Source organism: Colwellia sp. MB3u-55, from assembly GCF_014076785.1.
Taxonomy (GTDB): domain Bacteria; phylum Pseudomonadota; class Gammaproteobacteria; order Enterobacterales; family Alteromonadaceae; genus Colwellia_A.
The window spans coordinates 23,024-47,696 of the sequence record NZ_JACGUS010000101.1; the positions used below are offsets into that span (position 1 = coordinate 23,024).

A 24,673-nucleotide genomic window follows, 5' to 3' on the forward strand; every position below is an offset into this window, starting at 1 on the left:
ATAGAAATAAATGTAATGAGGATTGAATAATGGCCGGATTTGACAAAGTAGTAGCAAGCTATGAAGAAGCGATGGCAGGACTTGAAGATGGCATGACCATTATCTCAGGTGGTTTTGGTTTATGTGGTATCCCTGAAAATCTAATTAGTGAAATAAAGCGCAAAGGCACTAAAGCATTAACGATGGTTTCAAATAACTGTGGTGTCGATGATTTCGGTTTAGGTGTGTTACTGCAAGACCGTCAAATCAAAAAAATCATTGCATCATATGTTGGTGAAAACGCTGAATTTGAACGTCAAATGATGAATGGCGAATTAGAAGTAGAGCTGACACCACAAGGCACTTTGGCTGAAAAAATGCGAGCTGGTGGTGCTGGTATACCTGCTTTTTTTACGGCTACAGGTTATGGAACACCGGTAGCAGAAGGTAAAGAAGAGCGTGAAATAGACGGTAAAATGTATATCCTTGAGCCCGCAATTAAAGGCGACTTTGCCATTGTTAAAGCCTGGAAAGCCGACCGTTACGGCAATTTAGTTTTTAGAAAGACAGCACGTAACTTTAATCCTATGGCCGCAACGGCAGGCAAAATTACTGTCGTTGAAGTTGAAGAGATAGTTGAACCTGGCGAGCTAGACCCAGACCAAATCCATACACCAGGTATCTATGTTAATCGATTGATTTTAGGTACATTTGAAAAACGCATTGAACAAAGAACTGTTCGTACTGCTCAGTCATAAATAATTCAGGGGACTAAACAATGGCTTTAACAAGAGAACAGCTAGCACAACGTGTAGCACAAGAATTACAAGACGGTTATTACGTTAACTTAGGTATAGGTATTCCAACATTAGTCGCTAACTATATTCCTGCGGGAATAGAAGTGATGCTTCAATCTGAAAATGGTTTACTTGGCATGGGACAGTTTCCCACCGAAGACGAGATTGATGCAGATTTAATTAATGCAGGTAAACAAACGGTCACGATGGCAAAAGGTGCCTCTATCTTTGATAGTGCTGAATCATTCGCAATGATACGCGGCGGACATGTCGACTTAACCGTACTAGGTGCCTTTGAGGTCGATGTAAACGGTAACATTGCTTCATATATGATCCCAGGTAAACTGATTAAAGGTATGGGCGGTGCTATGGATTTAGTTGCAGGTGCTGACAATATTATTGTTACTATGACTCACGCTTCTAAACATGGTGTTTCAAAACTTTTATCCGACTGCACTCTACCATTAACAGGTAAAGGTTGTATTAAAAGAGTACTCACTGATTTAGCCTTTATCGAAATTAAAGACGGTAAGTTTCATTTATTAGAGCGAGCGCCGGGGGTCAGTATAGAGGAAATAATAAAACTCACTGACGGTGAATTAATTGTTCCTGAACATGTCCCTGAAATGAAATTTGGATAACCTAGTAGCATATTTATTATAAGATTGAATAAAAAAAAGAGCTTTAGCTCTTTTTTTTTACTCTATATTTTAAATTTCACTTAACGGTTTTGATAGTCAACCATCCGATTAAACCCATGTTATATTTGAAAAAAAATTGATAAAAGTATTTTTTTATTAAATTACTTTACCTGTGTAACTGACGTATTACACATTTTTCTTGCATTTATAGGCTCAACTCGCAATACTGAAAGGGACAAAGAAAAGGCAAAACACGTGAAATCGTGTTACGCAAAACCACCGGTCTAAGGGATTTATGTTTTATATATAAATTCTATGACAGCGGAGTCACCTCGTTATACAAGGTACATCCCGTGGTTTTTTCCTTTACTAACTAAATTAATTACAAGGTTACTAAAATGAAAAAATTATTACTAGCTTCTACCATCACTATTTTAACATTAACGTCTGTTGTATCGGCGCCGAAAGCACAAGCTGCTGGCATCGCTCAAAGCGTTTGCGAGTATGTAGCTGCAGACGACAAGAAACGCATGCGTTCGTTCTTAAAAACGAATAGATTAAAAATTCGCAATATCTTTCAAGGTATAGAGTGTAATGGACAGAATCTGTTGGCGTTTGCATCGTCTAATGGTTCAGTTAAAACAGGTGCTTTGATGATTTCAAAGTTGCCAAAGAAAGTTGTTTCTGAAAACTTAGCTATTTTGCAAACCGGATCGCAACCATTGATAGACGCAGCTAACGAACGCGTTAGCAGCTAAACTTATTTTTTAGTAGATGTTATTTGTTCAATCAAGTGTACAGTTTTACTAGATAATAATTCTATGTCATTTTAAAAAGCCTGCTTCTGCAGGCTTTTTTTTTGCCTTAGTCATTTCAATCTATTTTTTGACTCGTTAAGCTAGCACCATGTTAAAAAACTGATTACACTTAAGTTATACGAAGAAGACTGCGATATACATGTTGAATAAAAGAAGTTATAAAGACAGTAAGAACGCTTTAATACTTACTGGCGGTGGCGCTCGAGCGGCTTATCAAGTAGGTGTGCTTTCTGCCATATCAAAATTTGTCCCAAGAAATCATGGCATCCCCTTCCCCATTATATGTGGCACCTCTGCTGGTGCTATAAATACCACAGCGCTAGCCTGTTATTCTTCATGCTTTCATTTGGGGGTAAAAAAATTAGAATGGGTTTGGAATAATATTAATACCAGTCGAATATACCATAGTGATGGTATACGGGTTTTTTCACATTTGGCGAAAGGTATGCTGGCAAGTTTCCAAGCAGATTATGCCAATAAAAGTGCGCGTAGTTTACTAAACAACGCGCCACTTCGTGACTTACTTAATATGGTGGTTGACTTTAAACGTATCGACACCAATATTTTACGTGGTTATTTATCAGCAGTTTCTATTACTGCATCGAGTTACAGTAATGGCGATTCAATTAGTTTTTATCAATCAGATGAGTCTATTTCTCCTTGGTTTCGCGCTAAACGTCGTGGTGAGCCTTGCCAAATTAATAGTGAACACTTAATGGCTTCTGCCGCTATTCCCCTCGTGTTTCCTTCTATCAAAATTCGCCAAGAGCATTATGGTGATGGGTCTATACATCAACTTTCACCGTTAAGCCCTGCGATACACTTAGGTGGCGAAAATTTGTTTATTGTTGGTGTTGATCAACCTAAAGCGCCACTTCATAGTAAAGTGAATAATCCTCATCCACCGACAACCTCTACTGTTGCCGGTCATTTACTTGATACTATTTTCTCAGATACATTACACAGCGATATTGAACGTCTAGAACGAATTAATGAAACGATAAAACTTATTCCACCAGAACTTAGAAAAGAAAAAGATGGCTTAAAACCGATATCATCATTTCTCCTTAATCCCAGTCATGACTTTAATGCCATGGCCGTAGAGTATTTTTCAGACCTACCGCTATCGATACGTTTATTATTACGCAGCGTAGGTATCTCTAATGACTCTGAATCAAGTATTGTCAGTTATTTATTATTTGAAAAAAATTATTGTCGGCAGTTAATTAAACTGGGATTTGAAGATGCTATGGAACAAGAGACAGCGATTAGAAAATTTTTATCTCTTGAATAGCGATCCATTACTAAAGAAAACGCCTTGTTGAACAAGGCGTTTATTGGCTTAGCCACACTGCAGACAATCAAGGAAAAAGTTAACCCTCACTTAGATGAAATGTCCTGCTCGTTCTAAGCATCTAAACCTAGACCTAACAATACTGTGGACAATCAAGAGAAAAGTTAACCCCACTTGAATGAAATGTCCTGCTCGTTCTAAACATCTAGACCTAGACTCAGACCTAACTACACTGCGGACAATCAAGAGAAAAGTTAACCACACTTGAATGAAATGTCCTGCTCGTTCTAAGCATCTAGACCTAGACCTAACAACACTGTGGACAATCAAGAGAAAAGTTAACCCCACTTGAATGAAATGTCCTGCTCGTTCTAAACATCTAGACCTAGACTCAGACCTAACTACAATGCGGACAATCAAGAGAAAAGTTAACCACACTTGAATGAAATGTCCTGCAATTTCTATGCATTTAGACCTAGAATCAGACCTAGGCCTAGATCTAACAACACGGCATAAAGTCAGGGGAAAAGTTAAACACCCTTTTGGACAAAGCGCTCTGCTCGTTCTACTCGTCTGGGTTTTCCGCGTACAATCAGAGTATCTTGAGCTTGAAGAATAGTGGCTTCATCGGGTTGCTCTGATTCAATATTGTTACGGCGAAGTGCAACCACCGTGACCCGTTTTACCGATAAATTCAGTGACGCTATAGAATGCCCATTAGCAAAAGAATTTTCCGTTAATATAATCCCATTAGCGAATTCAATGCGATCCATAGCATCAGGGCTCATGTCAGTATGTTCACCTTGAAAAAAGCCATGCAAATGGCTGTAGTGGTCTTTACGTTCTTTTTGTACACGGCGAATAATACGAGAAAAAGGCACACCGGTTAAAGATAACACTTGAGAGACCAGCATTAAGCTACCCTCTAAACTCTCTGGTACCACTTGATTAGCACCCGCTTCTTGCAATGCTTGCAGTTGATCATCATTTCGAGTACGCACAAGGATAGGAACATCAGGTGATAATGATCTGACTTTTTGAATAACCTCAAGTGATTGTTTATCTTCACCAAAAGCAATAACAACAAGCTTAGCTTTCGACAAGTGGGCCGCTTGTAATAATTCAGTTTGTCTTGATGAGCCAAAAAGTACATTTTCTCCTGCTTCACGCGCTTTTGTTGCCCTAAGTGGGTCGATATCAATAGCAACAAATTTAATCGATTCTTGCTTTAAAAAACGACTCACTGTTTGGCCAATTCGACCAAAACCACAAATAATAACATGGTCACTTAACTCTGTTTGCTCGGGAAGTTCGGCTAAATGATCGGTATCTATGGGCTTTTCGTTACTCAACATCAACGACCAACGACGAGCATTGTTAATCATATAAGGTGTTATCGCCATACTCAATACACCTGCGCCTAACAAGATAGAAGCAGTTTCAACCGGTAACAATTTAACCTGATTGGCTAAAGCGATAAGCACAAAGCCAAATTCACCCATCTGTGCCAACATAATACCTGCAGCCCAAGCATCTTTAGCCGCTTCTCCTGCGCGTTTTGCTAAAAAGGCGATAATAAGTATTTTAACCACCATAAAGCTGACCATAACGCCGATAATAACTAATGGTGAAGAATAAACGATACCGATGTCGAGTTTCATACCGACCGTTACAAAAAACAAGCCTAGTAAGATATCACGATAAGGCCGGATATCGGCTTCAAGTTGATACTTATACTGGCTTTCACCTAACATCATACCGGCAAGGAAAGCTCCTAAAGCCATAGATAAGCCAAACCATTGAGTCAATGATGATGCCACTAAGGTAACGAGTAAGGTTGTTAGAACAAACAATTCATCCGTTCTAACTTGCGCCACTAAATTAAATAAACGTGGCAGCAACCATTTACCGGCAAACATTAACAAGGTAACGACAAAGACGCCTTTAACTAGAGCAATCAATAACTCAACAACCATTGAGCTATCAGACTCTTGGGCAAACATCGGGATAATAATTAATAAGGGAACAACGGCTACATCCTGAAAAAGTAAGATAGCAACAGAGAGCTGCCCAGACTTTCTTTTCATTGCGCCCGTTTCACTCAATTGCCGAATAACGATGGCTGTTGAAGAAAGCGCTATAATACCACCAATAATCAAGGAACTAGCAAATGTCTGACCAAACAACAAAGCAATGCCCATAAAAAAAGCTAACGAAATACCCACTTGAAGACTACCAACCGCTAAGACCAGATGGCGCATGGCGATTAATTTAGGTAATGAAAATTCTAAGCCAAGGGTGAAAAGTAAAAAGACGATACCTAACTCAGCAAAGTGATCGTAATCTACTTGGTCCTGAACCAGAGATAAACCATGATCGCCAACCAGCATGCCTGCTACTAAGTAGGCTAAAATTGCTGGTAAGTGTAAACGGCGAAATAACCAAACAATAAGTACAGCACTTGATAGAATCGCTAAAAGTTCAAAATGACCTGTCACAAAAAATCCTTATTATATCATTCGCATCGGTATTAAATTTATAAAAATAGAATGAGCACTACTGAGTCTAAAGCAATTATCGGTAGTTTGACAGCGGCAACTCCTTGCCATTAATGAATTGTCAAAAATTCGTCAAAGTTTTTATTAATATAAATTCATTTAATATCAATACTATAAAAAAACCACTTTAAAATAAATTTAGGTATAAAAATTGCTTAGTCTTACCTGATAAAATAATCAGGTGATGATATGCAGACATTAAATTTAGTAGATAATCAGGCTTTTCAATATAACGCTTTTAAAGTGTTCGATAGCCCTGATCATGAAAAATCTAATAGAAAATTAGCGTTAATGGAACAACTCCAAACATCGCTAGAGCTTGATCGTTTACTCAATATTTTTGCAATGGAAGCAGCTAAGTATGTCGATTTTTCAGGTCTATATTTCAAAAAAGGTGATATGACCGCTTCGATTAGAGGGAGTAGACAAGGTAAAAATGAACGTAGTTTTGAATTAAAACTAAACCAAAAATTTGTTGGTATTTTGACCTACGCCATTAATTCACCAATAAGCATGACTAATTATAAGATACTTAACGAGTTACATCAGTATTTAATTCACCCATTAAATAATGCTTTACAGTATCAGGAAGCTTTGCTGTTAGCGATGCAAGATGGATTAACCTCTTTAAATAATCGCCGATGCTTTGATGAGCAGTTAAAACGTGCTATGCACCATGCGAACCGACAAAATAGTAAGGTCGGTTTAATCGTCTGCGATCTCGATAAGTTTAAATTAATTAACGACAGTCATGGCCATAATTTAGGTGATGAAGTCTTGATTCAATTTTCTTTGGCGCTTAAAGAAAGTGTTCGAGATTCTGATAGTTTATTTAGATTTGGTGGTGATGAGTTTTCAATCATTGTTGAAAATGCCACACTAGATTCTCTACTCTTTATTGAACAGCGCATATACAACGCAATGACTTGTGATCCTTTATTATCAAAATATCAGGTCAGTTGTAGTTTAGGGCATACTTTTATGGACAGGATGGATACGCAAACAAGTTTTTTTAAACGCGCCGACAAAGCGCTATATCAAAGAAAAATATTTAAAGACCGTAAGCTAAGTTTAGTCTAGTGAGGTTAACTTAGCTTAACTTTTCGTCTTCTGCAAAATAGCGAAGCGCTAATTTTTGTTGCTCTGGCGTTCTGCCAATAAGCAGGCGGCAAAATCTTACCGCTTTGCCAAATTTTTCAATGCCGACAATTGATAGTGCTTTTTTAAAGTTTTCAGCCGACAAGTCATAGGTTTCAATAAAGTGCTCAATAGCAAGATCAACACTTGGGTAAGTTACCCCATCAAAAGTAAACTCGGTGCCAATATAATCAACATCGAGTTCGACGCCCTCAAGCGACAATAGCCAGCCTTGATAATTTAAGCGTTGTTTGGCTATTTCATACATCATCCAAGCACTTTTTTGAAAGCCAACAAAATTTCCGCTTTCAAACTCACTATCGGCAAGCTCTTCTTTCGTCCAATTGATACCTATCGCTAAATCTTTTTGATAGGTTTGTGCTAAAAAGTGCTTAACATTATTAGCAACAGCCCAAATAGAATGCTGCTTTGCCTTTCTCGCTAAAGAAGTACATTCACGACAACTAGGCACAGATAATGGCGGGTGTGAGCAATCAAAAACTAGAAAGTATTGATGCGGGAAGCCAAATGTTAATTCAGATGGCTCGCCACAAAACCAGCACTGATGGCGTTGTTCAAAAGGTATATCAACTAAGGTGTGTGCCATAAGTACTGTTCAACAATAAATTATCTACGTTTACCGGTAGGTGCTGGTTTGGCTTTTTTTGCCACTTTTGCACGTCGTTTAGCCGCTGGCGTACTGTCTGCCTTTTTACGGGCAATTAATTGGTTTTTCTCTTGTGTCGCTTTGTAACGGCTTTTCTTTAAGGGTTTATCTTCTTTTTCAGCATATTGTGCTGGTAAAGCACGTTCTAGTTCATATCCAGGGACAATTGTTCGTTCAAAAGTTCGACCAATTAATGCTTCAATATTTTCTAAAAACTGTTCATCTTTAGGGCTAACTAATGAAATTGCCGTACCAGACTTTCCTGCTCGGCCTGTGCGGCCAATACGGTGCACATAATCTTCGGCAAGATAAGGCAAGTGAAAGTTAACAACGTAAGGTAAGTCTGGAATATCTAATCCTCGGGCTGCTACATCGGTAGCAACGAGCACGCGAACTTTACCTTGCGTAAATTGTTCAAGGGCTTTGTTTCTTGCACCTTGTGTTTTATCACCATGACACAACGCCGACTTAATTCCGTCAAGCTTAAGTTCTTTGGCGAGTATATTTGCACTTTCTTTGGTACCTGCAAAAACAAGTACTTGCTGCCAATTATTAATACCAATCAATTCTGATAACAACTCACATTTACGTGTTTCTGATACCCAATAAACTGATTGCTTAACCTTGCCTGATGTTGAGTTTTGGCGTGAAACCTCTAAGGTTTTTGGCGTATGTAAGACTTGTTTAGCTAACGTTTTCACTTTATTTGAAAATGTTGCTGAAAACATCAATGTTTGATGTTTTTGCTTAATAACACTGATTAATTGCTGAATGTCATTTAAAAAACCCATATCTAGCATACGGTCAGCTTCATCTAAAACAAGAAATTTAACTTGTGATAAATCTACATTTCTCGCCACTACATGCTCAAGTAGACGCCCAGGTGTAGCAACAAGTACATCAACACCTTGCTTTAACATTCTGGTTTGTGGTGGTATATTTACACCGCCATAAACAGCACCGCAGCTTAATGGTAAAAATTCGCTATAGCTTTCGATATTACGGGCAACTTGTTGAGTAAGCTCACGTGTTGGCGTTAAAATAAGTGCGCGAATGGTTTTCGATGAGTTATTATCACTCGGAATTTTAGCTAAAGCCTCTAGTATAGGTAAACTAAAAGCGGCCGTTTTACCGGTACCTGTTTGCGCACTTGCCAGTAGATCAACTCCAGACCGAATAAGCGGTATAGCTTGCTGCTGAACAGGCGTCAACGTTTTATAACCACAGGCTTTAACTGCCTTTAATAGTTCAGCCGACAACCCTATTGCATCAACACTCATATATCACCACTTATCAAAAAAAACGAAACCCAAAATTAAGGCGCGCATTCTAGCATAGTTTAAACATTATTCATCAGACTATTTTTGCCAGATCCCTTTCGTCAAATTAAAACGATTATGTTCGCTTTCACTTGGCTTATAGCTTGGCAATTTTCCTTGGCTATGTTGCTGATGATAGTCTTGAGTAATACTCACCACAACTTTAGACAAGAGTAATAAAGCCGTGACATTAACAACCGTCATAAGCCCTGTAGATAAATCAGCTAAAGCAATAACTTGAGGTAAACTCGCTACTGAACCAAAAATCAACATTGCCAAGAATCCACAACGTAAAAACCAATGTCCAAGTGGATTATCCATATTTAAATACTTCAAATTATTTTCAGCATAAGCAAAGTTGGCAACAATTGAGGTGAAGCCAAACAGTAAAATAGCGATAGTAATAAAATCGCTACCCCATGCGCCTACTTGATAAGCTAAAGCTTGCTGAGTTAATTGTATTCCCTGTGCATCACTACCGGTTTCTTTAAATAATAAAATAAGAAAAGCGGTACAAGAACAAATAACAATAGTGTCAAAAAACACAGCAAGCATTTGTATATAACCTTGTGAAACAGGATGAGGAGGATAAGGTACTGCGGCGGCGGCGGCATTGGGTGAGCTACCCATCCCCGCTTCATTAGAATAAAGACCTCGTTTTATGCCTTGGACAATTGCCGCACCAACTAAACCGCTGCCCGCTTCTTTTAAACCAAAAGCAGAAGCAAATATATCGCTAATAATGGCAGGAATTTTTTCAATATTTAAAAAGATAACCGCTAGACAGACCATTAAATAAGCAAGCCCCATAAAAGGTACTGTTATTTCCGCAAAACGAGCGATATTTTTCAAACCACCAAAAACAATAAAGGCCGTTGCTATAGTAATGACAATCCCGGTAAATAACGGGTTAATACCAAAAGAGCCATCAAAAGCACTGGTAATTGAATGGGCTTGCACTGAGCTAAAAACAAAACCATATCCGAAAAATAAACACAGCGAAAAAGTCACCGCAAGTTTTCTACTTTTTAAGCCTTTGCTCATGTAATAAGCAGGACCACCACGAAAGTTTCCGTTGGCGTCTTTTTCTTTATAGAGTTGGCCTAATGCACTTTCAGCAAAGGCAGTTGCCATACCAACAAGAGCAATAAGCCACATCCAAAAAACAGCACCAGCGCCACCTAAGGTAATAGCGACAGCTACCCCCATTAAATTTCCGGTGCCGACACGGGCGGCAAGCGAAGTACATAATGCTTGAAAAGAAGAGATGCCTTGGCTGTCTGTTTTGCGACTTAATTTAAGTAACGTAAACATGTGAGTAAAGTGGGTTATTTGCAGGCACTTTAATCGCCAAGTAAACCAAATACCACAACCGGTCAGTAAATAGATAAGCACACTGCCCCATAAATAACCATTGATCGTACCTATCCATTGTTCTATCAAAATATCTTTCTCACCTTTTTAAATTATTACTAATTATCATAACAAACAAAGTACTACCAGCGTTAGACACTATTAGTGTTAAGAAAAAAAATAGTACTAAGCAAAAAAACCAGTGACGGATCACTGGTTTTTTTCATTTGATAAACTTACTTACAGCGCTTTTAGTATTTTATCTACCGAGTCTTTAGCATCGCCAAATAACATTTGGGTATTATCTTTAAAGAATAGTGGATTTTGTACACCAGCATATCCTGTGCTCATTGAGCGTTTAAAAACAATAACTTGTTTAGCATTCCATACTTCTAACACGGGCATACCGGCAATAGGACTGGTTGGATCTTCTGCTGCCGCGGGGTTAACTGTGTCGTTAGCACCAATCACTAACACAACATCCGTTTTAGGGAAGTCATCATTAATTTCATCCATGCTAAGGACAATATCGTAGGGCACTTTTGCTTCGGCTAACAAAACATTCATATGGCCAGGTAAACGTCCAGCAACTGGATGAATAGCAAAACGCACATCGATCCCCTTCTCTTTTAATACTCGGGTCAATTCATAAACAGGATACTGTGCTTGAGCGACAGCCATGCCATAACCAGGCGTGATAATCACTGATTTAGCAGCAGATAACAAATCAGCAACCGCTTCGACATTAACTTCAACGTGATCGCCATAATCGGTATCATTGTCAATGACAACGTCTGTACCAAAGCCACCAGCAATAACACTTATAAAAGAACGATTCATCGCCTTACACATAATGTATGACAATATAGCTCCTGATGAGCCAACCAAAGCGCCAGTTACAATTAATAAGTCATTATTAAGCATAAAACCAGCCGCAGCTGCTGCCCAACCCGAATAAGAATTGAGCATAGAGACCACTACGGGCATATCTGCTCCACCGATAGAAGCGACTAAATGCCAACCAAAAACAAGCGCAATAAAGGTCATAAAGTACAAGGCGTTAACATCGCCACCACTTTGCACAAAGCTAACAAGTAAAATAAAAGTAACAATACCTGCCACTAAGTTTAACTTATGGCGATGCGGTAACATTAATGCCGAAGAACTAATAACACCACGTAACTTAGCAAAAGCGACAATTGAACCGGTAAAAGTCACCGCGCCAATAAAGACTCCTAAGAAGACTTCAACAAGATGAATATTAGTCGCCATCTGTTGAGTATCAGTCAAATTTAGTAGTAATGAGTGGTCCATTTCAAAATAACTGTTAAAGCCAACAAGTACCGCAGCTAAGCCAACAAAACTATGTAAAATAGCGACCAGCTCTGGCATCTGCGTCATTTCAACTTTTTTGGCTAAATGTAAACCAATAAAAGCGCCAACTGACATGGCAATAAATATCACTAAAACATTATCGACACGTGGGTCGGCAATGGTTGCGATTAAAGCAACAGCCATACCCGTGATACCATACCAATTACCTGTTTCAGCCGTTTCTTGCTTACTTAACCCTGAAAGACTAAAAATAAATAATAATGCGGCAACAATATAAGCTGCGCTAATTAACCCTTGAGAAAATTCCATCAATGCGCCCCTTATCTTCTAAACATTTTTAACATACGTTTGGTCACTACAAAGCCACCAACAATATTTATTGTGGCAATGAGCACCGCAATCCCCGCAAGTACTTGTATTAATATATTGTCTTGCCCTATTTGTAACAAAGCGCCAACAATAATAATGCCAGAAATGGCATTAGTAACACTCATTAAAGGCGTATGCAGCGAATGACTGACATTCCACACCACGTTGTAACCAATGACACAAGAAAGCACAAAAACAGTAAAATGAGAGAGAAAGTCCGCGGGAGCAACACTGGCCACCCAAGCAAACAATAACGCGCCTATTGCCATAAACAGGTGTTTTTTAGTTTGTGATGCGGGTTCTACTTTCTCTTCGACCGCTTTAATTTTTACTGTAGCAGGTTTAGTCGGTGCCGCACTGACTTGGATTGGTGGTGGCGGAAAGGTGATTTCATCATGATTAACGACGGTCATGTTTCGAACCACTTGATCTTCAAAATCAACCGTAATGGTACCGTCTTTATTTGGACACACTAATTTAGTTAAATTAACCAAATTATTTGAATAAAGCTGTGATGCTTGATTGGGTAAACGAGAGACTAAATCTGTGTAACCAATAATTTTAACACCATCAACATTATTAACTTTACCCGGAACGGTTAAGGCGCAATTACCACCGCCTGCGGCCGCTAAATCAACAATAATTGAACCGGGTTTCATTGAATGAACCATGGCTTCTGTAATTAATTTAGGCGCTGGTTTACCTGGGATCATCGCTGTGGTAATAATAATATCAACATCTTTGGCTTGCTCTGCAAAGAGTGCCATTTCAGCATCAATAAATGCTTTACTCATTTCTTTTGCGTAACCATCGCCTGATCCCGTATCTTCAGGTTCTTCGTAGTCAAGCTCAAGAAACTCTGCGCCCATACTTTCAATTTGTTCTTTTACTTCAGGGCGCGTATCAAAAGCGCGAACCACAGCGCCTAAACTTCCAGCGGTACCAATAGCAGCAAGACCAGCAACACCCGCACCAATAATCATTACTTTTGCAGGTGGCATTTTACCCGCCGCTGTAATTTGTCCTGTTAAGAAGCGTCCAAAAAGATGGGTTGCTTCAATAACAGCGCGATAGCCGGCAATATTCGCCATTGAACTTAGTGCATCCATTGACTGAGAACGAGTCATACGTGGCACCATTTCCATGGCAAAGGTCGTAATTGATTTTGCGCGTAAGGCTTCGAGTAACTCTGGACTTTGCGCCGGTGCGATAAAACTGACTAAATGTGCGCCATCTTTCATTTGAGCAACTTCATCAAGTGAAGGTGCATTTACTTTAAAAATAATATCTGACTGCCAGCATATTTTTTTAGTGACTAATGAAGCTTCTGCGTCGGCAAACTCTTCATCAGTAAAACTGGCTTTTGTGCCCGCTCCTTTTTGTACTTGGACACTAAAGCCAAGTTTAAGTAGAGCAACTACCGAGCTTGGCGATGCTGCTACTCGGTTTTCCCCTGTTAGTGTTTCTTTAGGTATTCCAATATTCATAAGCCACCTTTTTTAAAAGATCGCAACTTCAACGTAAATTAAGATAAAGCTGCAACATATTACTTTTCTTATGGGTTTTATAATTAATGTTTTACCATCAATTGAATGAATTTCATACACCTAAAAATAATAACGGCTATTTTCATAATAAATATAGCTAGTTCCCCAGAACTAATTTTTGATCAGTCAATGGGAAGTTCACCGAGGAGAATAAAGTAAAACTACGAAATAATTAATTTAACATTGCCAAATTTTGCTTAGCGACTTGCTCTTTTTCAACATACTGAAACCATTGTTTAGCTGTTTTAGCCGAACTTTTAATTTTTTTTGCTTGTTCAAAAGCAGATAAAGATTCGCCAAAATTTTGCAGATTAAATTCCGCCATACCTTTGGCTAAGTACATATTACCCAGACTAACTTCTGAAGCTAAGTCACCACGACTTAGTGCTTCATTAGCTGAATTAATAGCAAGTTGCCATTTTTCTAAGTTTAAATAAGCTTGTGCTAAAGCTGCATCAAACTTACCTGTTTCAGAAATTTCTGCGGCTTTAATTAATACCGGAATTGATTTTTCATCATCTTTTGCCGCTATATATGCATTAGCCAGCATCTCTAAATATTTTTCTTGGGCGATAACTTTACCACTGTCTATTGCTTCAGCGAGTAAGTTTGCCGCTTTAATTGGCACGTCATGAAAACGATAAAGCTGTACTAAGGTGACAATGTCAGTTGACTGAGTCACATAGCCCGCTTGCCAAGCGCTTTCCATCACCGCAAGTTGCTTATCTTCTTGGCCAATTTCACCATACATCGCTGAAAGCTGTAACCAATATTTAGGTTTATTGTAATAACGAACCAGGTTTTCTATCACAGCGGTTACTTCAATTGGCTGCTTTAATTCAAAGTAATTTGCACGTTGCAAAATCAACCAATTTTCTTTAGGTATTTTATTGGCCGCAATACTTTGTTCAATAGCCTGTGAAACATAGTGCAGAGACTGCTGATATTGTTTATTTTGATAATAAACTTGCGCAAATAAGACTTGTTGAGTATCGGTAATAGCTTTGTCGTTAGTTGCTTGCCACAAAACTAAAAACTTTAAAGATTGTGGAAAGTTTTGCATTTGCATTGATAATTGCGCTAAAGAATAGAGTGTCGACAGCCTTAATGTTTTAGGGATCGCATTTTCATCGATAACTTTTTCAAAGCTATCGATGGCTGAAGCAACATCGTCATTACCGTAATACATAAAGCCATAAAAATTCCATAACATGGCACGTTCGTAACTGTTTAAACTATCAATGCGGTCTTGCACTTCATCAAGTACATCAAAGCCCTCTAAACCGTTACCTTCATCAGCAAGTTTTTGTGCTCTTGCTAATTGCGTATAAACACGGTTACGCATCGCGGGTACTTTCACTGAGGTTGTTTCTTTACCCAACTGTGCTGATGATTGCGCATTGGCAATATTGCCACCCATATTTTGGTTAAGTATTACTGGAGCGCTAAAGAGTAACGCGATTGAAAGACACGATAGTGTTTTTCTTTTTAATGTTGTCATTTTAGTCATCACCGACTCCTTAGCCTTCTATTTGGAAAGAAATTTTATTCTGCACGCCAGCAACTTCCATAGCGACACCATCAACTACCCGTGGTTTGTACTTAAATTTTAATGCTGCCGCCATTGCCGCTTGATCAAAAATACCTTCAGGTTTAGCTTCAACAACTATAGCGTCCCGTACTGAACCATTTTTGGTGACAATAAATTCAACAATAACGTACCCTTCAATGCCACGAGATTGAGCACGACGTGGGTAAATAGGTGAGACTTTTACTATTGGCAAATAGTCGCCATCACCGCCACTTAAACTTAAGCCCCCGGCTAAACTTAAATCGGTTTGAATATCAGCACCAAACCCGCTAGCAGTGCTTAATGCATTGGGGTTAGCTTGTTGCATTTGTGGTTGCTGCATTTGCGGTGGTGGTGCTTTAGGCGCTGGTGGTTTTTGTGGTTTGCGTTCTTTTTTTGTCAGTTGCTGCTCTTTTTTCAATCTAATAAAGTCGAGCACATTACCGCGAGGCGCTTCAGTTAAGGCATTATTACCACCAGAAATAAGCGCTTGCATCCCCCATAAAAGAAAGAAAGTCATCACCACAGCAAGTAATAAACCTATGCTGTAACGGGCAGGAGTGTTCATCACGGTTGCCATGACTTATCCCTCTTGAGCTGCAATTGAAACATCAAAAACACCCGCTGAACGAGCAGCGTCCATCACTTTAATTAACGTATCGGTTGTCGATGCTTTATCGGCTTGAATAACAACAGTACCTTGTGGATTTTCTGCCTTTAAGCGCTCAATATTGGCTTGCACAGCTCGAATATCAATACGACGCTTATTGATCCAAATATCGCCTTTATCACTAATTGCTACTAAGATATTGGCACGTTCCTTTTTAACGGCAGTAGCCGCTTCTGGTCGATTCACTTCAATACCCGCTTCTTTAACAAACGAGGCAGTAACAATAAAAAATATCAATAAAATGAAGACCACGTCCAACATAGGCGTCATGTTAATTTCTTCGGCTTCTTCTTGTTCTTGTAAAATATTTGCTAATTGAGAACGCATCGCGTTACTCCTTAATTAAACTGCTAATTATTGGTGAGCCATCGGAAGACTGTCTTCCATTTGCTCGGTTCTACGTTTCGTTTTACGCTGTAACCATGTCACCATAAATACACCAGACAATGAGCCCACCATGCCGGCCATTGTTGGAATAGTCGCGCGCGAAACGCCTGAAGCCATTGACCGAGCATTACCGCTGCCCGAAATTGCCATAACATCAAACACTTCAATCATACCGGTTACCGTGCCCATCAAACCAAGCAGTGGACACAAGACAACTAAACATTGAATTAAGGTAACGTTAGTTTTAAGCATTTCGGTGGCTCTTGAAATATGAGCAATTCTTATGTGCTGAGCATTCCATGAATGTCGTTCTGGGCGTTTAAACCAACTTTTAATAATGTTTTCTTTCACCGTTTTATAACTGTGCAAGTAAAAAAACAATCGTTCAAAAATAAGTAACCACATTAAACAAATAACCGCGGCGATAACGCTTAACACTAGCCCCCCCGTATCCAAAAATTCTTGGATACGATTCATCATTTCGATGAAGAGGATCATGGTTTATGCTCCTTGCTTTGATGTCAGCGGTTTTTCAAAGTTTTCTGAGCGTTCGGCTAAAATCCCAGCGCTTTGTTGTTGTAAAATATTAATAATACCGCGACTTCGGGTGTTGAGCAGTGTAGAAATAAAGACCATGGGAATAGCAACAACTAAGCCCAGTACCGTTGTTACTAGTGCTTGAGAAATACCACCTGCCATTAATTTAGGGTCACCTGTACCAAATAAGGTAATCGCTTGAAAGGTATTGATCATCCCTGTAACCGTGCCTAACAAGCCAATTAAAGGCGCGACTACTGAAATGATTTTGATGAAAGTGAGCCTCGTTGTTAATACAGGCACTTCTTTTAAAATACTTTCAGAGAGCTTTAACTCTAAGGTTTCAACGTTATCAAGGGGATTTTTATCTTGAACTAACATAACGCGACCCAGTGGATTGTCATTTGATGCTTGTTCGCTCTTTAATTGACGATTGACTTTACTGCCAATGAAAAAGAGTGTGATAAAACGTTCAATCGCAATCAGTAAACCAATGAGACCGATCGCTAAAATAACATAACCAACTGCACCACCTTGTTCAACGCGTTCTTGTAAGTCAGGTGCTTGTACTAATAATCCTAAGATTGAACCGCCTGTTGGGTCTAAAGCAAAAGGAACGACTTGATTATTGCTTGAAGTGAGTGCATTAGCACTTGATAAATAACGACTTGATGGTTGTCTCATTAATTGTGCAACAGAAGCTGTTTCATCAATATATTCAAGGTATTTTCCTTGTGAAACTAGATTAAAACCACCAACACGCACCACATCTGCCTGACTTTTCTCACCGTTTGCTAACACAATTTCTCGGCTAAATTTATGTACTTTTCCACTTTGTGTCATTTCACGTTGTAATTCAAACCACAAACGTTCAATTTCTTCAATAGAGGCTAATTTTGATGAGGAGCCCATACTTTGCGCAAACTCATCAAGAAACTGACCTCGACCAGGAATTTGTGCTGAAATAACAGAAGTTTGAAACTTACTGCGCGTATCGCCAGCGACTTGTTGTAATACACCAAACAATTCTTTTAATTCACCCATACGCTTATTGAGCGCATCGGTATTATTACCTAAGGTTACATCGTTATCTTGAAAGTTTTTTTCAAGCTGTGTACTTAAGTTAATCGCTTGATCTCGCTGCTGTCTTGCTTGGTTTAATAATTGGATTTGTTGGCTTTTTTTCGCATTGAATTCTGCTTCTCTATCTTGATTTTGCTTACTTTGTGCAATTTTTCCTTGCGCTAATTGTGACAGTAAGTCATCTAAACTCGTTGCTTGTTGCGCGATGGCATTGCCACTGAATACTGAAACAGCTGACAAAGTTATTGCCGATATTAATAGAAGTAATTTTTTCATGGGTTATTCCTTATTCGGCCGAGTTTTGCGTTACGGGGACAATAATTAAATCGGGGGCAAGTTGTTTACGAGCAATGCGTAATCCTTTATTAATATCTAAACGATATTGCGCTGAAAGAGGCTGCCATGATTTAGAAGCGTTATCCCACAAACCTAACTTTTGACCGTCACGTGTTTGATACACTAGACTTACGCGGCCAATTCTGAGGAAGTCAACATTTTGCTCACTACCGTCAATATCAATTAAGCCAGAGTACGCCTCTATTGTTCGCCCATAATCAACTTCAATTTGATAAGCGGCGAGTACTCGGCGAAACTTTTCAGAAATAGCAACATCAGCGCGTTCCATCATGCTGTGTAAATCAGCAATACGTTTATTTCGCTCAGTTGTTAAAAATTGCACATCCAAGGTAATAAAGTTTGCTAAGGTTTCAATCATACGCGCCATTAACGGTGAAACTTGTCGTTCTATAATGCTCACTTGTTCCATTGACACTGCGATTTGGTCAAGCTCTTTCAATTGGTTCGCCACTTGGGTTTTCATTTGCTGGTTATAAACAGTTAAGCCATCAATTTCCTTATTAATGGTTTTAAACTGTTGTGACTTCGTTTGTATTTGCTCGTTAATGTCATTAACACGCTGTTGAGACTGACTGGCCGATTGGTTGATTTCTTGACCAGCATCAACGACTTGACTGAGCTGTTTATCATTATCGGCTAGTGTGGGTGTTGCATCGCTAATTAAGCTAGTTGTGCTTAAGCTCAGTAATAAACAAGCTTGTGCAATTTTCGAAAGAGTCATAAAAACCTTTTGCCTTTGTTTGAGCTAATCAGATCTTATTTGATTACCCCTAAAATTAATGTCGATAATACTAATGGCTAAATATGACAATTAAGTTTCAGGAATATTGCCGATTTATTAAATGACAAGGTTGTGACATTTTTCTTACGCTGAAAATTAAGGTTGATATTAATAATTTAACTGGGGGATTGTGGAGGAGTCATTAAAATAAAAATCGTGTCAATAAATCAGAATTTTATGGTTGCACACGATGCTTTAGTTAATGACTGCTTCAAGATAATAGCTGGCGTAGGTACTTGTCATTTAAACGACAACTTTACTTAAGCAGCAGACGGTTAAGTAGGCAAGCGTACGTTTATTATTACCTCAACTGGGGCCATTAACTCTTGTAGTTTTAATCTTGATTCGATTCAGGTTTTGCATCGCAATTTTGTCGTACTTCACAGTTGATATTATGTGTCACACATTTACTCAATAGCCTTTGACATAAACATACTATATGGATCTTCTTGATAGTTACCAAAAGGGGCACATGGTTGAAAACCAAATTGTTGATAAAGTTTTTGTGCTGGAATAAACGCATCCATAGTACCCGTTTCCAAACTTAATCTTTTATACGAACGAAGAGTCGCTTGTTCAACGATATGCTCTAATATCTTACGAGCAATACCTTTACGTAAAAACTTGGTCGATGTGCGCATAGACTTTATCTCACAATGATCTTTATCAAGTTCTTTTATAGCGCCAATACCAGCTAAATCTTGATTAACCCATAAACTCCAGAACGTTACATCGGGGTGTTCAAGTGCACGCAAATCTAGCGCGTGAACACTTTCTGGAGGTGAGTGAGCTAGCATATCTTCATGATGTTCTTGTAACAAAAAAATTACAGCTTCATGTCTTAATTCGCCAAGCTTAATATCCATGTTGCACCTTTGTTTACCTGTATACCTAACGCCCATTCAGAAGCTAAAATAAGCGAGGCACGAGCAATGGCCAGCTTTTTTAGTCCTTTGGAATACCTTGTTATTTGCTAATTACGAAGAAAGTGAACACTATATCTGTAGTAACTTGGGATATGACTATGTTCAATATCAACAACTTTATAGCTATTATATTCTGGATTTTCTGCAATAAACGCCATAGCTTTTTCATATAAAGCAGAATCAGTTCCTTCTTGAAAGTTTACATCTATAGCCCATTGGGGAGGTGGCCTCCGTAGTAAATTTTTAAAGTATAAATATCGTTAGTCTTAGCTATAGCCTCGAAGGTTGCTCCATAGGTTGATGTTGTAACGCAAGATGTTGTATTTAGTAAAAGGATTAAAAAAACACAAAGCTTGATCAATAATTTCATTAACACTCCAATGCTCTAAGGCAAATAACGCCTAATTTACAGGCAAAACTAGTTGGCTAAAATAAATGAACGGAGTGAACAAAAAGCCAACTGTTTTTTGTCCTTATTTAATTTCTTATTATATTTCTATTTTAAACGAAGAGTAAGTTTTGCAACCCTACGACCTAAGTGCTTTGCCGTTGCAAGATCAACTTCATGTGCGACACTATTAGTCGTTTGGGAAACGACTCCTAATTGGCAACCTAATCGATTTAAAGTAGAACTATCTGTTCCATATGAAGCATCAATATTCACCCATAACATACCATGATGACTTGCTAAAGTAGCCATGTATTGCAAAGTACTTGATTGGTCACCATTTAGGCCTGTTCCAGAGGTGAATCCAGCAGATACTTTATCGGCCCACTCTTGGCTCTGCCAATGTTCACTTGAAGCATCCGCAAAAGCCTTGAATTGAGCTGATACACTTCCCATATATGTTGGGCTTCCAAAGATGATCGCATCGCATAATTTTAGATCGTCAAATAACTCTTCGTTTTCAAATCTTCCTTCAAGGATTTCGCGCCCTTCAATTTTATGTACAAGTACAGTTATTCCATGTTCTTTTTTAGCACCTAAAGCAATTGCTTTAGCAAGTTGTCCTGTGACATCACTCTTAGAAAAGTAGACTATCGCTATGCGGGACATCGATTTAAAACTCCTTTATTCTATTATGTATAATAGAAAACTAACGCCTTGTTAAGAGGCAAAACACCCTTAATTAAAATAAGCGACAAAGGAGCAAAAGCCAACTGTTATTTGTCCTGCTTTAATAGCTTAGAGGTAAACGTCCCCGGAACAACAGCATTAGCGACTGATTTAAATAACACTACCCACAACGCCAACAAGACAAACCAATATAATTTTGCACCCTCTGTTTTTAACTCTCGTACTTTGGGTTCCATATATACATATGAAAGTAGAATGTTATTTTTTGATTTTATTTGATGGATTAATCCACTTTCATGCCAAATAGAAACATTAGATCCAACCTTTAAACTTCGAGCTAAGTTTTTACACTTACCCTCGCCAATACCCACTGCTGAAAAAGTATCTTGGTATGAGCCAATATTAAGATCGAAGTATGAATATACTTTATCAGTTTCATCATCTATTACTTCTTCTTTATGACATTCGACAAAGTCAATTTTTGTTGAGTATTCATGTATGTCCGTAAAATCAGTAACTATATATTTAGGTATTACAAAGGCGAGTACAGCTAAATTGATTAAGATAAAACCCAAAAAAAACAGCTTACGCTTTTTTCCATTTCCCTCAGCAGAGAATTCAATGATAAATTCATTTTCATCATCGTCCTTGTCTTCCTGCTCTTCAATTTCTTTGGCTTTTTTTTCAAACTCTCCACTTTCTTTTCTTCGTTGAATTTCTTCACATAACTGCTTATATCGTTCAGGAAATTTATCCTTATCGATATTTTCGTTAACATCAAATAATTCATCTAATGTGTAATTTGAATAGTTGATTGACACGATACTTCCTTTATCTCGAACGCCTCATTAAGAGGTAAATAATGGTTGGCTAAAATAAGTGACAAAGGAGCAAACAGCCAACTGTTATTTGCCTTGCTTTAATGACTTATAAACAGTTAATCACTACACTCGACTTTAGCATAATCACCACCACTAATTGTACTATCAGGTATAGTAAAACCTCTGTTTTCAGCTAATTGCGAATCACTTTCCTGAATAGTAAATACATGCAACTTTCCTGTTCCCCCTCCACAGACTGAGGGGTAATCAACTAGTGTTAAGTTACCACAGCTTTCAGCTTTAACTTCAATACCAGCTTCTTGCAGATAACTCTTAGTTAATGATATTGATAAACCATTATCCTGACACTGTAACTCGCCTGTACTTATATATACTTCAATATTATTGTCAGAGTCCGATTGGTTGCAACCGGAAAGAGATACCAGTATTGGTAGTATTAGGTAGATAAACTTCATAGCGTATTCCATTACTTTATTTAGATTTATAACGCCACGTTAAGCGACAAATAATTGTTGACTAAAATAAGCGACGAAAGAGCAAATAGCCAACTTTTTTTACCTTGCTTGAATGGCTTATATGCGTCTTGCCTATTTAGTGTTCAGAACTAGAGCTACTTCCCTTGCTCTTTTTATTTAAAATCTGGGATATTTTTTCTTTTTCCCATTCCTCACCAAAGGGTTGAAATACCTGAAAAGCGAGGCCAGCAATAAGTGCACAAAAAGATAAGAATACAACAATCAATGGACCTAAGTTTTCTCCATCATTGTAGTTAGGCAACATAAATAGGAGAAAAATTGCAATTAAAAGTGCAGAGAATGTATAAAAATATTTTATAGATTTAACCTTCTCTTTTGCTTTGTTGTGCTGAGAATGATCTTTAATCATATTGGCATCCCCTTTTGTTTGGAGGTTTTTTTCATTATCTATAGCACATATAAGCTCATCAGTTGAGATTTCAAAAACCGCAGCCAAAGACTTCAAAGTTTCAATTCCAATGCTCTCTCCTTTTTCTACTCGTTGAATTGTGCGAACATTTAAATCGCTTAGTTGCGCCAATTGTTCTTGAGACCAGCATTTTTCGAGTCTTAATGATTTCACAGGTAACTCCATTTATTGTTGAATGCTGATGCACTATACACCAAGGCCATTCTGTCGGTAATGACAAACAGACGACAAATAGCCGACAGACATAAATTTACGCTTGGCACCAACACCTCATCAAGAGGAAATTTATAGCGGGCTAAAATAACGACGATGGAGCAAAAGCCAATTGTATTTTCTGCGTTTGAATGCCTTTTATGCTATTTTACTGTGATACAGAAGCGTTTACAACTTCCAACGTTCCATTGCGCTGAACTATGTGAACGAAAGCTAGGAACTCATCATCTGATTTTGAATACCCTTGCTTCCAAAAAAACCTTACGTCACTTTTTTTCTAATCACACCAACCAACTCTCGTTTTGTAAAAAAACCAAGAGTTTCTTGATATGCTTTGCACTGTTTTTCAAACTCATCTTTAGTGACGATACTTTTCATATTGTCACTAAAATCTCGCACATGCTTTTCATGGTCAATTTGAGTCGAAGCATCCATAAGGTTATCCATTATAGGATTAACTATTTCTAATATTTCGTCATTTGAAAGCTGCAACCAATTCATAAATACTCCTAAATAGCTAACGCTCCACTAAGAAGCTTTTAATTGTTGGCTAAAATAGTTATACACAAACGACAGCCAACTTTTTTGTCCGTTTGAATACCTTGCTATGTGTCATTTTTAATCGACTTTATCTGCTTTCTTTCGGCCTCAGTTAATACATTATACCAGCGAGGATAAGACCAACCATAACCCCATCTAAATGACGTAGGAAAATATGGGCTTCCTCGCACACCCACTAACATTAGCTTAGCAATTTGAGGCTCCCCAGTTTTTGAAACACACTGATGAAGTTCTTTATCTGCAACCAGCCTCTCTTCATAAGTTCCACCTTGCCAAGGTGGATAATCGTAAGCAGTACAGCAAGATAACCATAGCTCTTTATGATCAAATGTACCGTCAGGGAAAGAACTGCAACCATCTGATGTGAAAGGTTTAATATTTTCAGCATTCACTGTAACTGAAAAAAGTAGAAGGATAAAAACAAAAACTATACGCATACACTTTCCATGACTGACAACGCCTCATTAAGAGGAAATTTATTGTTGGTTAAAATAACGTCGAAGGAGCAAAAACCAACTATATTTTGTCCTTGTTTAATTTCTTGTCATGCATTTTTACACCTATATTTTTGTTGCATATACTGTATGGATAACTTGGCTATTTTTTCAAGAACATCCGGTTTGATATCGGATAGTTTATTAATGTACAAACAAGATTTGCCAAGTTTATGTTTACCTAGTTCCTGTAATAAGCCTTCAATTTTGTCAAAACCAGGCATTATGTAAACCACTAAGTTTTGTTTTCTAGGAGAGAACGAGATTACTGCGGAATCTCCTTCACGACCGCTATCGTATTTATAGCGATATTTACCGAAGCCAATTATGCTGCCACTTAAATAAGGCTTATATCCAGAGACTCTTTCCAAAAAAGGTAACAAGGCAAATGAATCCGATTTTCTGGTCTCATTTT

25 protein-coding genes and 1 riboswitch are annotated in these 24,673 nt (G+C 38.2%); of the genes, 5 read left to right on the forward strand and 20 right to left on the reverse strand.

All coding sequences use genetic code 11. The annotated features are described in order from the left end of the window. The first annotated feature begins 29 nt into the window (after window positions 1-29). From H4J66_RS05485 to H4J66_RS05500, 4 genes are all read left to right on the forward strand, one after another. Complete coding sequence (locus tag H4J66_RS05485) at window positions 30-737, forward strand: CoA transferase subunit A (protein ID WP_182171568.1); 708 nt, start codon at window positions 30-32, stop codon at window positions 735-737. A gap of 20 nt (window positions 738-757) precedes the next feature. Beyond that, window positions 758-1,417 (forward strand): 3-oxoacid CoA-transferase subunit B, encoded by a 660-nt coding sequence (locus H4J66_RS05490; RefSeq protein WP_182171571.1) that lies wholly within the window; start codon window positions 758-760, stop codon window positions 1,415-1,417. A 235-nt stretch (window positions 1,418-1,652) separates the two neighbouring features. Then, window positions 1,653-1,752: riboswitch (cyclic di-GMP riboswitch) on the forward strand. Window positions 1,753-1,815: 63 nt separating this feature from the next. Further along, window positions 1,816-2,175, forward strand: coding sequence for a DUF3718 domain-containing protein (locus tag H4J66_RS05495; RefSeq protein ID WP_220463216.1), 360 nt, complete (start codon window positions 1,816-1,818; stop codon window positions 2,173-2,175). A 199-nt stretch (window positions 2,176-2,374) separates the two neighbouring features. Continuing rightward, window positions 2,375-3,529: a patatin-like phospholipase family protein gene (locus tag H4J66_RS05500; protein WP_182171607.1), complete on the forward strand. Its 1,155-nt coding sequence runs from the start codon at window positions 2,375-2,377 to the stop codon at window positions 3,527-3,529. Between the two features lie 530 nt (window positions 3,530-4,059). Here the strand turns inward: H4J66_RS05500 and H4J66_RS05505 are convergent. Further along, window positions 4,060-6,027 (reverse strand): monovalent cation:proton antiporter family protein, encoded by a 1,968-nt coding sequence (locus H4J66_RS05505; RefSeq protein WP_182171610.1) that lies wholly within the window; start codon window positions 6,025-6,027, stop codon window positions 4,060-4,062. Window positions 6,028-6,276: 249 nt separating this feature from the next. On the opposite strand from H4J66_RS05505, the gene H4J66_RS05510 reads away from it, so the two are divergent. Beyond that, window positions 6,277-7,167 carry a GGDEF domain-containing protein gene (locus tag H4J66_RS05510; RefSeq protein ID WP_182171613.1) on the forward strand — a complete coding sequence of 297 codons (891 nt, stop codon included), beginning with the start codon at window positions 6,277-6,279 and terminating at the stop codon, window positions 7,165-7,167. Between the two features lie 10 nt (window positions 7,168-7,177). On the opposite strand, the gene H4J66_RS05515 is transcribed toward H4J66_RS05510, so the two are convergent. From H4J66_RS05515 to H4J66_RS20730, 19 genes are all read right to left on the reverse strand, one after another. Further along, complete coding sequence (locus H4J66_RS05515) at window positions 7,178-7,831, reverse strand: hypothetical protein (RefSeq protein WP_182171616.1); 654 nt, start codon at window positions 7,829-7,831, stop codon at window positions 7,178-7,180. A gap of 20 nt (window positions 7,832-7,851) precedes the next feature. Beyond that, window positions 7,852-9,171: a DEAD/DEAH box helicase gene (locus H4J66_RS05520; protein ID WP_182171619.1), complete on the reverse strand. Its 1,320-nt coding sequence runs from the start codon at window positions 9,169-9,171 to the stop codon at window positions 7,852-7,854. Between the two features lie 78 nt (window positions 9,172-9,249). Continuing rightward, window positions 9,250-10,653 (reverse strand): sodium:alanine symporter family protein, encoded by a 1,404-nt coding sequence (locus H4J66_RS05525; RefSeq protein ID WP_220463217.1) that lies wholly within the window; start codon window positions 10,651-10,653, stop codon window positions 9,250-9,252. A 150-nt stretch (window positions 10,654-10,803) separates the two neighbouring features. Beyond that, entirely contained in the window at window positions 10,804-12,207 is a 1,404-nt protein-coding gene (gene pntB, locus H4J66_RS05530) for a Re/Si-specific NAD(P)(+) transhydrogenase subunit beta (protein ID WP_070376344.1), read from the reverse strand. An 11-nt stretch (window positions 12,208-12,218) separates the two neighbouring features. Then, window positions 12,219-13,754, reverse strand: coding sequence for a Re/Si-specific NAD(P)(+) transhydrogenase subunit alpha (locus H4J66_RS05535; protein WP_182171622.1), 1,536 nt, complete (start codon window positions 13,752-13,754; stop codon window positions 12,219-12,221). A 232-nt stretch (window positions 13,755-13,986) separates the two neighbouring features. Continuing rightward, window positions 13,987-15,324, reverse strand: a complete 1,338-nt coding sequence (locus tag H4J66_RS05540; RefSeq protein WP_182171625.1) for a lipopolysaccharide assembly protein LapB — start codon at window positions 15,322-15,324, stop codon at window positions 13,987-13,989. A 10-nt stretch (window positions 15,325-15,334) separates the two neighbouring features. Next, the gene (locus tag H4J66_RS05545) at window positions 15,335-15,964 is read right to left on the reverse strand and encodes an energy transducer TonB (RefSeq protein WP_231907376.1); all 630 of its coding nucleotides are present in this window, start codon (window positions 15,962-15,964) and stop codon (window positions 15,335-15,337) included. Between the two features lie 3 nt (window positions 15,965-15,967). Beyond that, window positions 15,968-16,381, reverse strand: a complete 414-nt coding sequence (locus tag H4J66_RS05550; RefSeq protein ID WP_182171628.1) for a biopolymer transporter ExbD — start codon at window positions 16,379-16,381, stop codon at window positions 15,968-15,970. 27 nt (window positions 16,382-16,408) lie between these two features. Then, complete coding sequence (locus H4J66_RS05555; protein WP_070376340.1) at window positions 16,409-16,939, reverse strand: MotA/TolQ/ExbB proton channel family protein; 531 nt, start codon at window positions 16,937-16,939, stop codon at window positions 16,409-16,411. 3 nt (window positions 16,940-16,942) lie between these two features. Continuing rightward, window positions 16,943-18,337 carry a MotA/TolQ/ExbB proton channel family protein gene (locus H4J66_RS05560; protein WP_182171631.1) on the reverse strand — a complete coding sequence of 465 codons (1,395 nt, stop codon included), beginning with the start codon at window positions 18,335-18,337 and terminating at the stop codon, window positions 16,943-16,945. 10 nt (window positions 18,338-18,347) lie between these two features. Then, the gene (locus H4J66_RS05565) at window positions 18,348-19,139 is read right to left on the reverse strand and encodes a DUF3450 domain-containing protein (RefSeq protein ID WP_182171634.1); all 792 of its coding nucleotides are present in this window, start codon (window positions 19,137-19,139) and stop codon (window positions 18,348-18,350) included. A gap of 467 nt (window positions 19,140-19,606) precedes the next feature. Further along, the gene (locus H4J66_RS05570; protein WP_070376337.1) at window positions 19,607-20,065 is read right to left on the reverse strand and encodes a GNAT family N-acetyltransferase; all 459 of its coding nucleotides are present in this window, start codon (window positions 20,063-20,065) and stop codon (window positions 19,607-19,609) included. A gap of 556 nt (window positions 20,066-20,621) precedes the next feature. Continuing rightward, entirely contained in the window at window positions 20,622-21,182 is a 561-nt protein-coding gene (locus H4J66_RS05575; protein ID WP_182171637.1) for a flavodoxin family protein, read from the reverse strand. Between the two features lie 107 nt (window positions 21,183-21,289). Then, window positions 21,290-22,024 carry a hypothetical protein gene (locus H4J66_RS05580; RefSeq protein WP_182171640.1) on the reverse strand — a complete coding sequence of 245 codons (735 nt, stop codon included), beginning with the start codon at window positions 22,022-22,024 and terminating at the stop codon, window positions 21,290-21,292. A 116-nt stretch (window positions 22,025-22,140) separates the two neighbouring features. After that, on the reverse strand, window positions 22,141-22,500 hold the full coding sequence (locus H4J66_RS05585; RefSeq protein WP_182171643.1) for a hypothetical protein: 360 nt from the start codon (window positions 22,498-22,500) through the stop codon (window positions 22,141-22,143). Between the two features lie 136 nt (window positions 22,501-22,636). Beyond that, window positions 22,637-23,143: a helix-turn-helix domain-containing protein gene (locus tag H4J66_RS05590; protein WP_310650627.1), complete on the reverse strand. Its 507-nt coding sequence runs from the start codon at window positions 23,141-23,143 to the stop codon at window positions 22,637-22,639. A gap of 321 nt (window positions 23,144-23,464) precedes the next feature. Further along, entirely contained in the window at window positions 23,465-23,704 is a 240-nt protein-coding gene (locus tag H4J66_RS05595; RefSeq protein WP_220463218.1) for a hypothetical protein, read from the reverse strand. Window positions 23,705-23,808: 104 nt separating this feature from the next. Beyond that, window positions 23,809-24,201 carry a hypothetical protein gene (locus tag H4J66_RS05600; RefSeq protein ID WP_182171649.1) on the reverse strand — a complete coding sequence of 131 codons (393 nt, stop codon included), beginning with the start codon at window positions 24,199-24,201 and terminating at the stop codon, window positions 23,809-23,811. Window positions 24,202-24,308: 107 nt separating this feature from the next. Next, entirely contained in the window at window positions 24,309-24,641 is a 333-nt protein-coding gene (locus tag H4J66_RS20730) for a DUF1801 domain-containing protein (RefSeq protein WP_409049353.1), read from the reverse strand. Window positions 24,642-24,673: the final 32 nt, after the last annotated feature.

Bases quoted from the DNA above. Each gene is read 5' to 3' on its own strand.
- H4J66_RS05485 (WP_182171568.1), top strand. From the start codon at position 30: ATGGCCGGATTTGACAAAGTAGTAGCAAGCTATGAAGAAGCGATGGCA.
- H4J66_RS05490 (WP_182171571.1), top strand. From the start codon at position 758: ATGGCTTTAACAAGAGAACAGCTAGCACAACGTGTAGCACAAGAATTA.
- H4J66_RS05495 (WP_220463216.1), top strand. From the start codon at position 1,816: ATGAAAAAATTATTACTAGCTTCTACCATCACTATTTTAACATTAACG.
- H4J66_RS05500 (WP_182171607.1), top strand. From the start codon at position 2,375: ATGTTGAATAAAAGAAGTTATAAAGACAGTAAGAACGCTTTAATACTT.
- H4J66_RS05510 (WP_182171613.1), top strand. From the start codon at position 6,277: ATGCAGACATTAAATTTAGTAGATAATCAGGCTTTTCAATATAACGCT.
- H4J66_RS05515 (WP_182171616.1), bottom strand. From the start codon at position 7,831: ATGGCACACACCTTAGTTGATATACCTTTTGAACAACGCCATCAGTGC.
- H4J66_RS05520 (WP_182171619.1), bottom strand. From the start codon at position 9,171: ATGAGTGTTGATGCAATAGGGTTGTCGGCTGAACTATTAAAGGCAGTT.
- pntB (WP_070376344.1), bottom strand. From the start codon at position 12,207: ATGGAATTTTCTCAAGGGTTAATTAGCGCAGCTTATATTGTTGCCGCA.
- H4J66_RS05535 (WP_182171622.1), bottom strand. From the start codon at position 13,754: ATGAATATTGGAATACCTAAAGAAACACTAACAGGGGAAAACCGAGTA.
- H4J66_RS05540 (WP_182171625.1), bottom strand. From the start codon at position 15,324: ATGACTAAAATGACAACATTAAAAAGAAAAACACTATCGTGTCTTTCA.
- H4J66_RS05545 (WP_231907376.1), bottom strand. From the start codon at position 15,964: ATGGCAACCGTGATGAACACTCCTGCCCGTTACAGCATAGGTTTATTA.
- H4J66_RS05550 (WP_182171628.1), bottom strand. From the start codon at position 16,381: ATGCGTTCTCAATTAGCAAATATTTTACAAGAACAAGAAGAAGCCGAA.
- H4J66_RS05555 (WP_070376340.1), bottom strand. From the start codon at position 16,939: ATGATCCTCTTCATCGAAATGATGAATCGTATCCAAGAATTTTTGGAT.
- H4J66_RS05560 (WP_182171631.1), bottom strand. From the start codon at position 18,337: ATGAAAAAATTACTTCTATTAATATCGGCAATAACTTTGTCAGCTGTT.
- H4J66_RS05565 (WP_182171634.1), bottom strand. From the start codon at position 19,139: ATGACTCTTTCGAAAATTGCACAAGCTTGTTTATTACTGAGCTTAAGC.
- H4J66_RS05570 (WP_070376337.1), bottom strand. From the start codon at position 20,065: ATGGATATTAAGCTTGGCGAATTAAGACATGAAGCTGTAATTTTTTTG.
- H4J66_RS05575 (WP_182171637.1), bottom strand. From the start codon at position 21,182: ATGTCCCGCATAGCGATAGTCTACTTTTCTAAGAGTGATGTCACAGGA.
- H4J66_RS05585 (WP_182171643.1), bottom strand. From the start codon at position 22,500: ATGAAGTTTATCTACCTAATACTACCAATACTGGTATCTCTTTCCGGT.
- H4J66_RS05595 (WP_220463218.1), bottom strand. From the start codon at position 23,704: ATGAATTGGTTGCAGCTTTCAAATGACGAAATATTAGAAATAGTTAAT.
- H4J66_RS05600 (WP_182171649.1), bottom strand. From the start codon at position 24,201: ATGCGTATAGTTTTTGTTTTTATCCTTCTACTTTTTTCAGTTACAGTG.